Below are 14,343 nucleotides of genomic sequence, written 5' to 3'. Positions count from 1 at the left end.
CCATGCGATCAGCTCTCGTCGCCGGCGCTCTGGTGTGCGCCTCGCTCCTGGTCCTCGGTACCGTGCCGGCCGCCTCGGCCTCCGGTGCGCCTCTTCCCGCCCGGATGGCCGACACGGGTGGTGGTACGCAGCTGATCACCGCCGTGGCCCCGAAGGCGGGCTCGACGACCGGCAGGGTCACCTGGTGGGACCTGCGGGGCGGCCGGTGGGTGCAGGCCGGTTCGGCGTCCGCGCGGTTCGGGGCGAAGGGACTCGTGGAGGGCGCGTCGCGCAGGCAGAACACGAACACGACTCCGACCGGGCTGTACGACCTGCCGTACGCCTTCGGCATCAAGTCCGCGCCGCGCGGGACCCGGTACAAGTACCGTGCCGTGAGGCAGAGTTCGTGGTGGTGCGAGGACATCCCCTCGACGTCCTACAACCGCTGGACCGATCCTCGTCCGGCCGACTGCCGTGCGTCCGAGTCCGAGCATCTCGCCTCGTACGGGACGCAGTACGCGTATGCGTTCGTCATCGGGTTCAACTACCACCAGCGCGTACGGGGGCGGGGCGCCGGCATCTTCCTGCATGTCAACGGGCGTGGGGCCACCGCGGGTTGTGTGTCCGTGCCCAGGTCCGCTATGCAGGCGCTGCTCAGGTGGGCGGTTCCCGGGAAGCGGCCGCACATCGCCGTCGGAACGGCGAGCGGGAGTACGGCGATCACGCGGTACTGATCCGTACGGTGAACGTCGTCGACCCCGGCCTGCTCTGCACCTCCACACTCCCCCCATGCGCCTCCGTCACCGCCGCCACGATCGACAGGCCCAGGCCCGCACCGCCACCGGAAGCGTCCGCGCGACGGCGGTGGTCGGCCCGTGTGAAGCGTTCGAAGACGCCCGGCTGGACGTCCGCGGGGATGCCGGGGCCGTCGTCGTGCACATGCAGGACGGCGGCGGAGTCCGCGGTTTCCAGGGTCACCGTGACCTTCGTACCGGCGGGCGTGTGCAGACGCGCGTTGGCCAGCAGGTTGGCCACCACCTGGTGGAGGCGGTGCCTGTCACCGGTGACGGTGACCGGTTCCTCGGGCAGGTCCAGTTCCCAGCGGTGCTCGGGGCCTGCGGCCCGGGCGTCGGTGACGGCGTCCAGGACCAGCATGGTGAGGTCGACGGGTTGCCGCTCCAGGGGGCGGCCCGCGTCCAGGCGGGCCAGCAGCAGCATCTCGTCGACCATCTCGCCCATGCGGGACGACTCGGCGGCGATGCGCTCCAGGGCCCGGGTGATCTCCGGCGGTACCGGACCGGGGTGCAGCAGGGCCAGCTCCGCGTGGCCGCGGACCGAGGCGACCGGGGTGCGCAGCTCGTGGCTGGCGTCGGCGGCGAAGCTGCGCAGCCGCTCCTCGCTGGCGTGCCGTTTGGTCAGGGCGCCCTCGACGTGGCCGAGCATGCGGTTGAAGGCGCCGGCGACCTGTCCCACCTCGCTGCGCGGGTCGGACTCGGGGGCGCGCGGCGGCAGGGCCACTTCGCCGCTGGCCAGCGGGAGTTCGCTGACCCGGGTGGCGGTCGCGGCGACCCGGCTCAGCGGTCTGAGGGACCAGCGTACCCAGAGGGCGCCCGCGACGCCGGTGAGCGTGAGGGCGGCGCCGAAGACGATCGCGGCGACCAGTTCGAGGCGGTGGACGGCGGCCTCCACGGGCTCCAGGGGCAGCCCGGTGATCAGGACGTCGCCGTCGAGACCTCTGGACGCGGTCACCCGGTAGCCGTAAAGCGCGGAGAGCCGGACGCTGTGGCCCCTGCCGTCGACCGGGACCGCGGCGAGCTGCCTGGTGTCCCTGGCCGTCAGCGCGACGTCGACGACTCCGCCGGTCTTGATGACCGCGGCCCTGGTGGCCGTACCGTCGACCAGGCGGGCGCCGAAGGTGCCGGCGGCCTGTCTGCGGTCGTCGCCGCGGTTGTCCGCGTCGTGGTCGCTGGGCAACTGACCACCGTGTTCGAGGCTCACCGCGAATCGGTTCCCGGTCTGCTGCAGCTGCTCGTCGAGGCGGCTCGTCAGGAAGCCGTTCAGCTCGATCACGGCGGCGAGGCCCACCGCCGCGCAGCTGACCGCCAACAGCACCACCAGGCCGACGGTGAGCCGGGCCCGGAGCGTCCGGGGCCGGGGCAACCGCCGCAACTGCACCCTCATGGCGCCACCGGCTTGATCACGTACCCGGCTCCCCGCACCGTGTGGATCATCGGCTCGCGGCCCGCGTCCACCTTCTTGCGCAGGTAGGAGATGTACAGCTCGACGACGTGGGCGCGGCCCCCGAAGTCGTAGGACCAGACCCGGTCGAGGATCTGTGCCTTGCTGAGCACGCGGCGCGGGTTGCGCATCAGGAAGCGGAGCAGTTCGAACTCGGTGGGCGACAGCTCGATCAGCTCGCCCGCCCGGGTCACCTCACGGGCCTCCTCGTCCATCACCAGGTCGCCCACCGTCAGCCGCGGGCCCTCGTCCAGCTGGCGTGCCATGCCGGCGCGGCGCAGCAGTCCGCGGACCCGGGCGACGACCTCCTCCAGGCTGAAGGGTTTGGTGACGTAGTCGTCGCCGCCCGCCGTGATGCCGGCGATGCGGTCCTCGACCGCGTCCCGTGCGGTGAGGAAGAGCACGCACACGTCGGGCTGCACGGTGTGCAGGGAGCGCAGCACGGCGAAGCCGTCGGTGTCGGGCAGCATCACGTCCAGCACGACGGCGTCCGGCATCAGCTCCCGCGCCTCGGCCAGTGCGGAGGCGCCGTCGCCGGCTGTGCGGACCTGCCAGCCCTCGTAGCGCAGGGCACCGGAGAGCACCTCGGCCAGGTCGGGGTCGTCGTCGACGACGAGGACACGCAGCGGGGTGCCGTCGGGGCGGGTCAGGGCGGGGCGGCCGGAGCGGGTGGTGTTCATCTCGCTACCAGGATGGCTCCTCGCCGAGGCGGGCGGTGGTCGCCGGGGCTCTGAGTTTCCTCTGAGTGGGCTCAGAGCGTGCCCGTTCAGAGCCTGCTGAGAGGTTGCGGCGGCACAGTTGCGTCCGGATACAGGCGAAAGGACGCACATATGACCACCGTGTACGAGCGGCGGACGGCACCGGCCGTGGCGCCGGCCGCGCGGCGCTCCCCCGCGGGCCCCGTCCTCGCCCTGCTGTGGGCGGGGGCGGCGGCCGTGGTCGCCCTGTGGTGGACGGACACCGGCTCGGTGGTGGGCACGGCCGGCTGGCTGACCGGGGCCGGGCGGATCGCCGGGCTGCTGTGCGGGTACGCCTGCGCCGGGCTGGTCGGCCTGATGGCGCGGGTGCCGCTGCTGGAGCGGCGGATCGGCTCGGACCGGGTGGCGCGCTGGCACGCGATGGCAGGCCGCTACACGATCAGCCTGCTGGTCGCGCACGTCGTGCTGATCCTGCTCGGTTACGCCGCCCAGGACCAGGCCTCGCTCCTGCACGAGGCGGTCACGGTGGTCCTGGACTACCCGGAGATGCTCAAGGCCACGGCCGGGACGGTCATCCTCTTCGCGGTCGGCATCGCCTCGGCCCGTGCAGTGCGGCACAGGACCAGTTACGAGTTCTGGTACTACGTCCACCTGCTCACCTACGCGGCCGTATTCCTGTCCTTCGGCCACCAGCTTGCGCTGGGCAACGACTTCAACGGCCACGCGTTCGCCACGGCCGCCTGGTACGCGCTGTACCTGGGCGTCGCCGCCCTGGTGCTGTGGTTCCGGATCCTCGCCCCGGTCCGGCTGAACCTGCGCCACCGGCTACGCGTCCAGTCCGTGCACCGCGAGGCGCCGGGCGTCTACTCGGTCGTCGTCCAGGGGCACCGGCTCGACGAGATGGGGGCGCGGGCGGGCCAGTTCTTCCGCTGGCGGTTCCTCGGCGAGGGCATGGGCTGGACATCGACGCCGTACTCGCTGTCGGCGCCGCCCCGCCGTGACCTGCTGCGCATCACCGTCAAGGCGCTCGGCGACCACAGCGCGGCCGTCTCCCTGCTGCGGCCCGGTACCCGGGTGTGGGCCGAGGGCCCCTACGGTTCGCTGACCGAGGACCGGCAGACCTCGCCGAAGTCGCTGCTGATCGCCGCCGGTGTCGGCATCACACCGATGCGCGCACTGTTCGAGACGCTGCCCGGGGACGTCACGCTTGTGTACCGGGCGCGCACCGCCGAGGACCTCGCCCTCGGCGGCGAGCTGGAGGCCATCGCCCGCTGGCGCGGCGCGAAGGTGCTGTACGCGCTCAACGGGCAGGACGGCCGGCGCCCCCGCCTGACCGCGCAGAACCTGCGGGCCACCTTCCCCGACCTGGCCGTATACGACGTCTACATCTGCGGTCCGCACGGCTTCGCCCAGGACCTGTACGAGGAGTTGCGCGACGCCGGTGTGCCGGACCGCCGTATCCACCACGAGTCGTTCGAATTCTGAGAGCAGAGGCCGTCAAGTGCACGCGCTGAAGAAGAACCGTCCGCTGCGCCGCATCGTGCTGGCGAGCGCCGCCACCGTCTCCGGCATGGTGCTGCTGCTTTCGCTGAAGCCGCACGCCTCGCCGACGACAGCTCTGGCGGTGCCCGCGCCCAGCAGCAGTTCGAGCGCGTCAAGCGGCTCGACCGGTTCGACGGGCTCGACCGGGTCCGGCGGCTCCGGAGGATCGACCACCACCGCCACGAAGACGGTCACGGGCGACACGGTCCAGACCCAGTGGGGGCCCGTCCAGGTCCGCGTCACCATCAAGGGCGGAAAGCTCACCGACGTGACGGCCGTCCAGTACCCGACGGACAACCCACGGGACCAGCAGATCAACAGCTACGCCCTCCCCCGGCTGCGCAGCGAGGCGCTGCAGGCCCAGAGCGCGAACATCGACACCGTCTCCGGGGCCACGTACACCAGTGGCGGTTACCGCCAGTCACTCCAGTCCGCGCTGGACTCGGCACGCGGCTGAACACACCGGCGTCGCGCCACGTATCTCAGGGCCAAGGGACCACGACAGCCCCCTTGCCCCGCCCCGGAGGAACAGTGACCACCACGCTCGCAGGCGGCCGCGCCGCCCGCCGCCAGACGATGCGCCGCATCCGCCCGCGCCGCTCCCCGGCGACCGTCCTGCTGCTCGCCGTATGGGCGGGCGCGGTCGGTGTGCTGTGGCTGTGGTGGCACAACACGCCGTCCATCGCCGACCAGAACGGCAAGATCCTCAACGCGGGCCGGATCACCGGCCTGCTGGCGGGCTATCTGATGGCACTCGTGGTGCTGCAGATGGCCCGCGTGCCCGCTCTCGAACGGCGCGTCGGCTCCGACCGGGTGGCGCGCTGGCACGCGATGAGCGGCCGCTACACGCTCTGCCTGGTCTTCGCACACGTCTTCCTCATCATGTGGGGCTACGCGCTGCAGGCGGGCAAGTCGCTCGGCGACATCGTCCAGCAGACGATCGACTCCATCAACCAGCTGCCGGACATGGGCAAGGCGGCCATCGGCACCGGCCTGTTCGTGCTCATCGGGCTGACGTCGATCGGTCCGGTCCGCCGCAGGATCCCGTACGACACCTGGTATCACGTCCACCTGCTGACGTACGGGGCCGTGTTCCTGACGTTCTGGCACCAGATCACCACCGGCAACGACTTCGCCGTCGAGCCGACCGCGAAGACCTTCTGGTACGTGCTGTACGGGTCGGTGACCGCGCTGGTGATCTGGTACCGGATCCTCACCCCGATCCGGCTGAACCTGCGGCACCGTATGCGCGTCGAGGCCGTGATCGAGGAGACCCCGGGCATCGTGTCGGTGCTGATCGGCGGGCGGAAGCTGCACCGGATGGGCGCGGAGGCCGGGCAGTTCTTCCGGTGGCGGTTCCTCGCGCCGGGCATGCGGTTCTCCTCCCACCCGTACTCGCTGTCGGCGGCGCCCCGCCCCGACATGCTGCGGATCACCGTCAAGGCGATCGGCGACCACAGTGCCCGGCTGCGCGAGCTGACGCCCGGCACCAAGGTGTGGGCCGAGGGCCCCTACGGCGCGATGACCGCGCAGCGGCGCAGCCGCGGCAAGGTGCTGCTGGTGGCGGGCGGCGTCGGCATCACGCCGATGCGGGCCCTGTTCGAGACGCTGCCCGGCGCCTCCGGCGACATCACGCTCCTCTACCGGGCCAACACCACGCAGGACCTGGCCCTGTGGGACGAGCTCGCCGCCATCGCCGACGACCGCGGCGCCCGGTTGATGTACGCGGTCAACAGCCCGGACGGGGAGCGCCCGGACATCTCGGCGGAGCGGCTGCGGCAGAAGCTGCCGGACATCGAACAGCACGACGTCTTCATGTGCGGGCCGGCCGGCTTCGCGCAGACCGTGTACGAAGCACTGCGCGGCGCGGGAGTGCCCGCCCGCCGCATCCATCACGAGTCGTTCGAGATGTGAGCGACGGGACTTCAGGAGTCTGGGAAAGCGATGAAGAAGAGTCACCCCATCCGGCGTGTCGTGCTGGCCACCGCCGCCACCGTGTCGGGCGTCGTACTGCTGCTGTCGCTGAAACCGGCGTCGGACCCGAACGCCCAGGCGGCGGGCGCGGCCCCGCAGCAGACCGCGGCCGCGCAGGAGTCGCCCCAGGGCGGCACCGCGGGCGCCGGGAGCGGCACGGTCGACGGCAGCGTGGCCCAGACCCAGTACGGCAACGTCCAGGTCCGGCTGACCGTCGCCAACGGCAAGATCACCAAGGCCGAGGCCATCCAGGCGCCCAAGGGCGGCACCAGCGACCAGAAGACCGCCCTGTCCATACCCAAGCTGACCAAGGAGACGGTCGCCGCGCAGAGCGCCCAGATCGACTCGGTCTCCGGGGCGACGTACACGAGCAACGGCTACAAGCAGTCGCTACAGTCGGCGATCGACAAGATGAAGGCGAGCGCCGGTTCCTCGCAGGGCAGCACCAGCCCCTCACAGGGCGGCGGCGCGGGCTCCTCGTCCGGCAAGTCCCAGGGCTCGGGCTCCGCGAGCACCCAGGCCAGGACCGTGACCGGCAGTGTCGCGCAGACCCAGTACGGGCCGGTCCAGGTCCGGATCACGGTGGCGAACGGCAAGATCACCAAGGCCGAGGCGGTGCAGGCGCCCAAGGGCGGGCTCAGCGACCAGAAGACGGCGATGGCCATCCCCAAGCTCAACCAGGAGGCGGTGGCGGCCGGCAGCGCGAAGATCGACGCGGTGTCGGGTGCCACGTACACGAGCAGCGGCTATACGCAGTCGCTGCAGTCGGCACTGGACCAGGCCGGTGGCTGAGTCCGTGGCCGAGTCGGCAGAAGCTCCCGCCGCGGTGCGTCATGCGGAGGAGGTCATGGGGACCGTCTTCTCCTTCGACGTCCGCGGCGGGGATCCCGGTGCGGTGCAGGCGGCGCTGGCGGAGGCGATCGCCGGGCTGCACCGGGTGAACGAGGTGTTCAGCACCTACCGCGACGACAGCCAGGTCTCCCGGCTCGCGCGGGGCGAGCTGTCCGCGGAGCAGTGCGATCCCGAGGTCGCCGAGGTGCTCGCACTGGGCGCCGAGGCGGAGCGGGTGAGCGACGGCTGGTTCAGCATGCGCTACGAAGGGCGGCTGGATCCGACCGGCATCGTCAAGGGCTGGGCCGCCGAGCGCGCGGCCCGGCTGCTGGCGGCCACCCCCGGCGTGAGCGGCGTGAGCATGAACGGCGGCGGGGACGTCCAGCTGCTCGGCGTGCCCGAACCGCACCGGCCCTGGCGGGTCGGGGTGGCGGACCCGCTGCGCCCGGGCGGGCTCGCGGCGGTCGTCTCCGCGGCCGGCGCGGACGAACTGGCGGTGGCGACCTCCGGCACCGCCGAGCGCGGCGCCCACATCGTCGACCCGCGCACGGGCCGCTCCGCGGTGACCGACCTGGTGGCGGTGACGGTGGTGGCCCCCAAGCTGACCTGGGCGGACTGCTGGGCCACGGCAGCCTTCGCCATGGGCTCCAACCAGGGCCTGCGCTGGCTGGAGTCCCTCCCGGACGTGGAAGCCTTGCTGATCACGGCGGGCGACGAGGTGAGGTGCACAGGGGGGCTCGCTGCTCGCCTGGGCTGACTGGAGCGCCCCTTTTAGGGGCGCGGGGAACTGCGCGAGCAACCCCCACGACCCGCAGCCGGCGAAGGACCGCAAGCCCCCTCTCAGTGCCCGTTCTGAGCCAGCCTCAGCAAATGCTCGGCCAGCGCATTCCCTCCACTGGGATCCCGGCTGATCAGCAACAACGTGTCGTCACCGGCAATCGTGCCGAGAATGTCGTGCAGTTCGGCCTGATCGATGGCCGAGGCCAAGAACTGCGCAGCCCCCGGCGGCGTCCGCAGCACCACAAGATTCGCGGACGCCTCCGCAGAGATCAGCAGCTCCTGCGACAACCGCCGCATCCGCTCTTCCTTCGCCGACTCCCCCAGCGGCGCCCGGGGGGTCCGGAAACCCCCCTCGCTCGGCACCGCGTAGATCAGGTCGCCGTCGTTGTTGCGGATCTTCACCGCGTTGAGCTCGTCCAGGTCCCGGCTCAACGTCGCCTGCGTGACATTCAAGCCGTCGTCGGCCAACAACTTCGCCAACTGGCTCTGCGAGCGCACCGGTTGCCGGTTGAGGATGTCCACGATCCGGCGGTGGCGTGCGGTGCGGGTCTGCGGCACGGCAGGCCCGGCGTGCTGTGCGTCGTCCTGCGCGTGACTCATCGTCGTCTCATTCTCCGGATCCGTCCCCGTTGGCCTTGTCCAGGATGCCGGGGAGCGCCCGGAGAAACGCGTCCACCTCGTCGTCGCCGAGAGTCAGCGGCGGCATCAGCCGTACGACGTCGGGGGCGGGCGCGTTCACCAGGAATCCGGCCTCCTGAGCCGCCTGGCGCGCCTGGGGCGCGAGCGGCTCGGTGAGCACGATACCCAGGAGGAGGCCCGCGCCCCGGACATGGTCGATCAACGGGTGGCCCAGTGACTCGATTCCGTCCCGCAGCTTCTCGCTCTGCTGCTTGACGTTCTCCAGCAACCCCTCGTTCGCGATCGTGTCCAGGACGGCGAGCCCGGCGGCGCAGGCGACCGGGTTGCCGCCGAAGGTCGTGCCGTGGTGCCCGGGCTGCAGCAGCTCCGCGGCCCGCCCGAAGGCGACGGTCGCGCCCAGCGGCAGTCCGCCGCCGAGGCCCTTGGCGAGAGTGACGACGTCCGGCAGGACGCCCTCGTGGGCCTGGTACTCGAACCAGTGGCCGGTACGGCCGACTCCGGTCTGCACCTCGTCCAGGACCAGCAGCGCACCGGTCGCGGCGGTGATCGCACGGGCCGCCTTGAGATAGCCGGGCGGCGGGGTGACGACGCCGATCTCGCCCTGGATCGGCTCCAGGATGACCAGCGCGGTCTCCTCGGTGACGGCGGCTGCGAGCGCCTGCGCGTCGCCGTACGGCACATGGGTGACGTCACCCGGCAGCGGCAGGAACGGCTCCCGCTTGCCCTGCTGGCCGGTCATCGCGAGGGCGCCCATGGTGCGGCCGTGGAAGGCGCCTTCGGTGGCGACGACATGGGTCCGCCCGGTCAGCCGGCCGATCTTGAAGGCGGCCTCGTTGGCCTCGGCGCCCGAGTTGCAGAAGAACACCCTGCCGTCCCGCCCGAACAGCTGCAGCAGCCGCTCCGCAAGGGTCACGGAGGGCTCGGAGATGAAGAAGTTCGAGATGTGGCCGAGCGAGCCGATCTGCCGGCTGACCGCCTCGACGATCGCCGGGTGGGCGTGGCCGAGCGCGTTGACCGCGATGCCGCCGACGAAGTCGACGTACCGCTTGCCGTCGCCGTCCCACACCCTGGCGCCCTCGCCGCGCACCAGGGGCAGCAGCGGGGTGCCGTAGTTGTTCATGAGCGCGCCCTGCCACCGCGCGGTCAGTTCCTCGTTGCTCACGACTCCCCCTGTACGTGCGGATTCTCGTCGGGCACGACCATCGTGCCGATGCCCTCGTCAGTGAAGATCTCCAGCAGGATCGAGTGCTGGACCCGGCCGTCGATGACGCGGGCGGTGGTGACGCCGTTGCGGACGGCGTGCAGACAGCCCTCCATCTTCGGCACCATGCCGGAGCTCAACTCCGGCAGCAGCTTCTCCAGCTGGGAAGCGGTCAGGCGGCTGATCACCTCGTCGCTGTTGGGCCAGTCCTCATAGAGACCCTCGACGTCCGTGAGGACCATGAGAGTCTCCGCTCCAAGAGCAGCAGCGAGTGCCGCAGCCGCCGTATCAGCATTGACGTTGTAGACATGTCCGTCGTCCTGGCTACGGGCGATCGACGAGACGACCGGGATGCGGCCGTCGGCGAGCAGTGCCTCGATCGCGCCCGTGTCGATCGCGGTGATCTCGCCCACCCGCCCGATGTCGACCAGTTCGCCGTCGATCTCGGGCTGGTGCTTGGTGGCGGTGATGGTGTGCGCGTCCTCGCCGGTGAGGCCTATGGCCAGCGGGCCGTGCTGGTTGAGCAGCCCGACCAGTTCGCGCTGGACCTGACCGGCGAGCACCATGCGTACGACGTCCATGGCGTCCTCGGTGGTGACGCGCAGGCCGGCCTTGAACTCGCTGACGATGCCGTGCTGGTCGAGGGCCGCGCTGATCTGCGGGCCGCCGCCGTGCACCACGACCGGCTTGAGGCCCGCGTGGTGCAGGAAGACGACGTCCTGCGCGAAGGCGGCCTTCAGGTCCTCGTCGATCATGGCGTTGCCGCCGAACTTGATGACGACCGTCTTGCCGTTGTGCTTGACCAGCCAGGGCAGCGCCTCGATGAGGATCTGGGCCTTGGGGAGCGCGGTGTGCTTCCGAGTGGTGCTCATGACGAATACGCGCTGTTCTCGTGGACGTAGTCGGCGGTGAGGTCGTTGGTCCAGATGGTGGCGGTCTCGGACCCGGCGGCGAGGTCGGCGACGATGTGCACCTCGCGGTAGCGCATGTCGACCTTCTCGCGGTCCTCGCCGACGCCGCCGTTCTTGCAGACCCAGACGCCGTTGATGGCGACGTTCAGCCGGTCCGGCTCGAAGGCGGCCTTCGTCGTGCCGATCGCGGAGAGCACGCGGCCCCAGTTGGGGTCCTCGCCGTGAATGGCGCACTTGAGGAGGTTGTTGCGGGCGATGGAGCGGCCCACCTCGACGGCGTCGTCCTCGCTCGCCGCGTTGATCACCTCGACCTTGATGTCCTTGCTGGCACCCTCGGCGTCCCGGATCAGCTGCTGGCCGAGGTCGTCGCAGACGGTCCGTACGGCCTCCGCGAACTCCTCGTATTCCGGGGTGACTTCGGCGGAGCCGGACGCCAGCAGCAGAACCGTGTCGTTGGTCGACATGCAGCCGTCGGAGTCCACCCGGTCGAAGGTCGTGCGCGTCGCCGCCCGCAGCGCCTTGTCCAGTACGTCACTGTCGAGGGCGGCGTCGGTGGTGAGGACGACCAGCATGGTGGCGAGGCCCGGGGCGAGCATGCCCGCGCCCTTCGCCATGCCGCCCACCGTCCAGCCGTCCTTGGTGACGACGGACGTCTTGTGGACGGTGTCGGTGGTCTTGATGGCGATGGCGGCCTTCTCACCGCCGTGCTCGGACAGCTGGGACACGGCGGTCTCGACGCCCGGGAGGAGCTTGTCCATCGGGAGCAGTACGCCGATGAGCCCGGTGGAGCAGACCGCGATCTCGATGGCGCCCCGGCCGAGGACCTCGGCCGCCTTCTCGGCGGTCGCGTGCGTGTCCTGGAAGCCCTTCGGGCCCGTACAGGCGTTGGCGCCACCGGAGTTGAGGACGACGGCGGAGACCTGGCCGCCCTTGAGGACCTGCTCGGACCACAGCACCGGCGCGGCCTTCACACGGTTGGAGGTGAAGACACCGGCGGCGGCGCGGCGGGGCCCGTTGTTGACCACGAGGGCCAGGTCCGGGTTGCCGTTCTCCTTGATTCCGGCCGCGATGCCCGCGGCCGTGAATCCCTTGGCTGCCGTGACGCTCACGGTGCGACTCCGATCGTCGAAAGGCCGGTGGCCTCGTCAAATCCCAGGGCGATGTTCATGCTCTGGACGGCACCGCCCGCGGTGCCCTTGGTCAGGTTGTCGATGGCGCTGATCGCGATGATGCGGCCCGCCGCCTCGTCGTATGCGACCTGCACCTGAACGGCGTTGGAACCGTAGACGGACGCCGTCGCGGGCCACTGGCCCTCGGGCAGCAGGTGGACGAAGGGCTCGTCGGCGAAGGCCTTCTCGTAGGCGGCGCGCACGGACTCGGCGGTGACCCCGGGCTTCGCCTTCGCGCTGCAGGTGGCGAGGATGCCGCGGGGCATCGGCGCGAGGGTCGGCGTGAAGGAGACGGAGACCCGCTCCCCGGCCGCCGCGCTGAAGTTCTGGATCATCTCGGGGGTGTGCCGGTGGCCGCCGCCGACGCCGTACGGCGACATGGAGCCCATGACCTCGCTGCCCAGCAGATGCGGCTTGGGCGCCTTGCCCGCGCCGGAGGTGCCGGAGGCGGCGACGATCACGGCCTCGTTCTCGGCGAGACCTGCGGCGTAGGCCGGGAAGAGGGCGAGGGTGGCGGCCGTCGGGTAGCAGCCGGGTACCGCGATGCGCTTGGACCCCTCCAGCGCGGCGCGGCCACCCGGCAGTTCGGGGAGGCCGTAGGGCCAGGTACCGGCGTGCGCGGAGCCGTAGAACCGCTCCCAGTCGGCCGCGTCCTTGAGCCGGAAGTCGGCGCCCATGTCGACGACGAGCACGTCCGGGCCGAGCTCCTCGGCGACGGCGGCGGACTGCCCGTGGGGCAGGGCGAGGAAGACCACGTCGTGCCCGGCGAGCACCTCGGGGGTGGTCTCCTGGAGTGTCCGGTCGGCCAGCGGCAGCAGATGCGGCTGCAGCGCGCCGAGCCGCTGGCCCGCGTTGGAGTTGCCGGTCAGGGCCCCGATCTCGATCTCGGGGTGCGCCAGGAGCAGACGCAGGAGCTCTCCGCCCGCGTATCCGCTCGCTCCGGCCACTGCCGCACGTACCGCCATGTCATCCTCCTCCTGGACGGCATGACTATACGTAACGATGCACGTTTATGCAATCGGGGCGGGGTCCGCCTTAGGGAGCATGATCCGGCGGGAGACGAGGAAGGTCACCGGGACGGCCGCCAGGGACGCGAGCAGCGGGGCGAACCGGCTGCTGAAGTGCAGCAGGTCGACGAGGACGTAGACGCCGGCCGTCGTGATGACGAAATTCGCGGCGTTCGTCAGGGGGAACAGCATGAATTTCCGCAGCGTCGGGCGTGTCCGATAGGTGAATCGCGCATTGAGGAAAAATGAACCCGTCAGGCTGATCGCGGTCGCGAGGATATGGGCGAGAAGGTACGGCAAACGAGTGAGGAGCAACAGGTAGGCACCGTAATACGTGCCCGTGTTGACGACACCGATCACGGCGAAAGTGATCATCTGCCTCGAGACAAGTGCACTGCGCATCAGGGAATGAGGTCCTTCGCCCGGTCCACATTGCTCGCCTTCACCAGGAAGTGCGGGCGCCGTTTGACCTCGTAGTAGATCCGGCCGGTGTACTCCCCGATGACCCCGAGCATGATCATCTGCACTCCGGCGACACCGGTGACGGCGGTGATGATCGTGACATAGCCGGGCGTCTGCACACCGTTGACGAGCGCGGCGCCGACGATCCACGCGGTGTACAGGAGGGCGCACATCAGCAGCCCCATGCCCAGGTAGAGGGCGAGCCGCAGGGGCCTGTTGTTGAAGGAGAGCAGCCCGTCGATGCCGTAGTTGAGCAGGCTGCGCAGGTTCCAGGAGCTGCTGCCGGCCTCGCGTACGGCGTTCTCGTACTCGAAGGTGGTGCTGGGGAAGCCCACCCAGGCGAACAGGCCCTTGGAGAAGCGGTTGTACTCGGTGAGCTCAAGGACCGCGTCGACCACGCGGCGGGACATCAGCCGGAAGTCGCCGACGCCGTCTACGAGTTCCACGTCGACGAGGCGGTTGATGAGCCGGTAGTAGAGGCGGGCGGTGACGGTGCGGGTCATCCGGTCACCGGTCCTGGTGCGCTTGGCGATGACCTGGTCGTAGCCCTCCTTGCGCAGGTCCACCATGCGTTTGATCAGCTCCGGCGGATGCTGGAGGTCCGCGTCCATGACGATCACGGAGTCTCCCGAGGAGTGGCGCAGCCCGGCCAGCAGCGCCGCCTCCTTGCCGAAGTTGCGGCTGAAGGAGAGGTAGCGCACGCGCGCGTCCCGGCCGGACAGCCGCTCCAGCGCGGCGAGCGTGCGGTCGCGGCTGCCGTCGTCGACGTACACGAACTCCATGTCGTGGCCGAGCGGAAGGAGTTCCTCCGCGACCTTCTGGACCTGGTCGTGGAAGCGCTCGATGACGTCTTCTTCGTTGTAGCAGGGTGCGACGATCGATATGAGCATGGCTTATCCCCTGGGGACGCGG

Annotated in this window: 15 protein-coding genes; 6 read left to right on the top strand and 9 right to left on the bottom strand. The window is 70.6% G+C overall.

Features of this window, described 5'->3' with window-relative positions; all coding sequences use genetic code 11:
- Positions 1 to 2: 2 nt before the first annotated feature.
- Entirely contained in the window at positions 3 to 713 is a 711-nt protein-coding gene (locus ACFY1U_RS27010; RefSeq protein WP_390696708.1) for a L,D-transpeptidase, read from the top strand.
- Here the strand turns inward: ACFY1U_RS27010 and ACFY1U_RS27005 are convergent.
- A complete protein-coding gene (locus ACFY1U_RS27005; protein ID WP_390696707.1) occupies positions 700 to 2,160 on the bottom strand; it encodes a sensor histidine kinase in 1,461 nt (486 codons plus the stop codon). The two genes, ACFY1U_RS27010 and ACFY1U_RS27005, sit on opposite strands and share 14 nt — an antisense overlap.
- The gene (locus ACFY1U_RS27000) at positions 2,157 to 2,897 is read right to left on the bottom strand and encodes a response regulator transcription factor (protein WP_390696706.1); all 741 of its coding nucleotides are present in this window, start codon (positions 2,895 to 2,897) and stop codon (positions 2,157 to 2,159) included. Before ACFY1U_RS27000 ends, ACFY1U_RS27005 begins: the two co-directional genes overlap by 4 nt.
- Positions 2,898 to 3,047: 150 nt before the next feature.
- Between ACFY1U_RS27000 and ACFY1U_RS26995 the strand changes: the two genes are divergently transcribed.
- The 5 genes from ACFY1U_RS26995 (at position 3,048) to ACFY1U_RS26975 (ending at position 8,019) form a co-directional block, all read left to right on the top strand.
- Positions 3,048 to 4,400, top strand: a complete 1,353-nt coding sequence (locus tag ACFY1U_RS26995; protein ID WP_390696705.1) for a ferric reductase-like transmembrane domain-containing protein — start codon at positions 3,048 to 3,050, stop codon at positions 4,398 to 4,400.
- 16 nt (positions 4,401 to 4,416) lie between these two features.
- Positions 4,417 to 4,914: an FMN-binding protein gene (locus ACFY1U_RS26990; RefSeq protein ID WP_390696704.1), complete on the top strand. Its 498-nt coding sequence runs from the start codon at positions 4,417 to 4,419 to the stop codon at positions 4,912 to 4,914.
- 74 nt (positions 4,915 to 4,988) lie between these two features.
- Positions 4,989 to 6,371, top strand: a complete 1,383-nt coding sequence (locus ACFY1U_RS26985; RefSeq protein ID WP_390696703.1) for a ferric reductase-like transmembrane domain-containing protein — start codon at positions 4,989 to 4,991, stop codon at positions 6,369 to 6,371.
- A gap of 30 nt (positions 6,372 to 6,401) precedes the next feature.
- Positions 6,402 to 7,223: an FMN-binding protein gene (locus ACFY1U_RS26980; protein WP_390696702.1), complete on the top strand. Its 822-nt coding sequence runs from the start codon at positions 6,402 to 6,404 to the stop codon at positions 7,221 to 7,223.
- Between the two features lie 55 nt (positions 7,224 to 7,278).
- Positions 7,279 to 8,019, top strand: a complete 741-nt coding sequence (locus ACFY1U_RS26975) for an FAD:protein FMN transferase (protein WP_390696868.1) — start codon at positions 7,279 to 7,281, stop codon at positions 8,017 to 8,019.
- 83 nt (positions 8,020 to 8,102) lie between these two features.
- On the opposite strand, the gene ACFY1U_RS26970 is transcribed toward ACFY1U_RS26975, so the two are convergent.
- Genes ACFY1U_RS26970 through ACFY1U_RS26940 form a run of 7 tightly spaced genes read right to left on the bottom strand, consistent with a single transcriptional unit; the run spans position 8,103 to position 14,321 of the window.
- A complete protein-coding gene (locus ACFY1U_RS26970; protein WP_115909266.1) occupies positions 8,103 to 8,642 on the bottom strand; it encodes an arginine repressor in 540 nt (179 codons plus the stop codon).
- A gap of 7 nt (positions 8,643 to 8,649) precedes the next feature.
- Positions 8,650 to 9,843, bottom strand: a complete 1,194-nt coding sequence (locus ACFY1U_RS26965; protein ID WP_390696701.1) for an acetylornithine transaminase — start codon at positions 9,841 to 9,843, stop codon at positions 8,650 to 8,652.
- Positions 9,840 to 10,754 (bottom strand): acetylglutamate kinase, encoded by a 915-nt coding sequence (gene argB / locus ACFY1U_RS26960; protein ID WP_115909264.1) that lies wholly within the window; start codon positions 10,752 to 10,754, stop codon positions 9,840 to 9,842. The genes ACFY1U_RS26965 and argB overlap by 4 nt, the downstream gene beginning before the upstream one ends.
- Positions 10,751 to 11,902: a bifunctional glutamate N-acetyltransferase/amino-acid acetyltransferase ArgJ gene (gene argJ / locus ACFY1U_RS26955; protein WP_390696700.1), complete on the bottom strand. Its 1,152-nt coding sequence runs from the start codon at positions 11,900 to 11,902 to the stop codon at positions 10,751 to 10,753. The genes argB and argJ overlap by 4 nt, the downstream gene beginning before the upstream one ends.
- On the bottom strand, positions 11,899 to 12,927 hold the full coding sequence (argC, locus tag ACFY1U_RS26950; RefSeq protein ID WP_390696699.1) for an N-acetyl-gamma-glutamyl-phosphate reductase: 1,029 nt from the start codon (positions 12,925 to 12,927) through the stop codon (positions 11,899 to 11,901). The genes argJ and argC overlap by 4 nt, the downstream gene beginning before the upstream one ends.
- 45 nt (positions 12,928 to 12,972) lie before the next feature.
- Positions 12,973 to 13,344, bottom strand: a complete 372-nt coding sequence (locus ACFY1U_RS26945; RefSeq protein WP_390696698.1) for a GtrA family protein — start codon at positions 13,342 to 13,344, stop codon at positions 12,973 to 12,975.
- A 26-nt stretch (positions 13,345 to 13,370) separates the two neighbouring features.
- Positions 13,371 to 14,321 (bottom strand): glycosyltransferase family 2 protein, encoded by a 951-nt coding sequence (locus ACFY1U_RS26940; protein WP_390696697.1) that lies wholly within the window; start codon positions 14,319 to 14,321, stop codon positions 13,371 to 13,373.
- Positions 14,322 to 14,343 lie beyond the last annotated feature (22 nt).

Origin of the sequence: Streptomyces sp. NPDC001351 (assembly GCF_042896045.1) — a bacterium.
Classification (GTDB): domain Bacteria; phylum Actinomycetota; class Actinomycetes; order Streptomycetales; family Streptomycetaceae; genus Streptomyces.
This window is presented reverse-complemented; position numbering and strand designations above follow the sequence as displayed.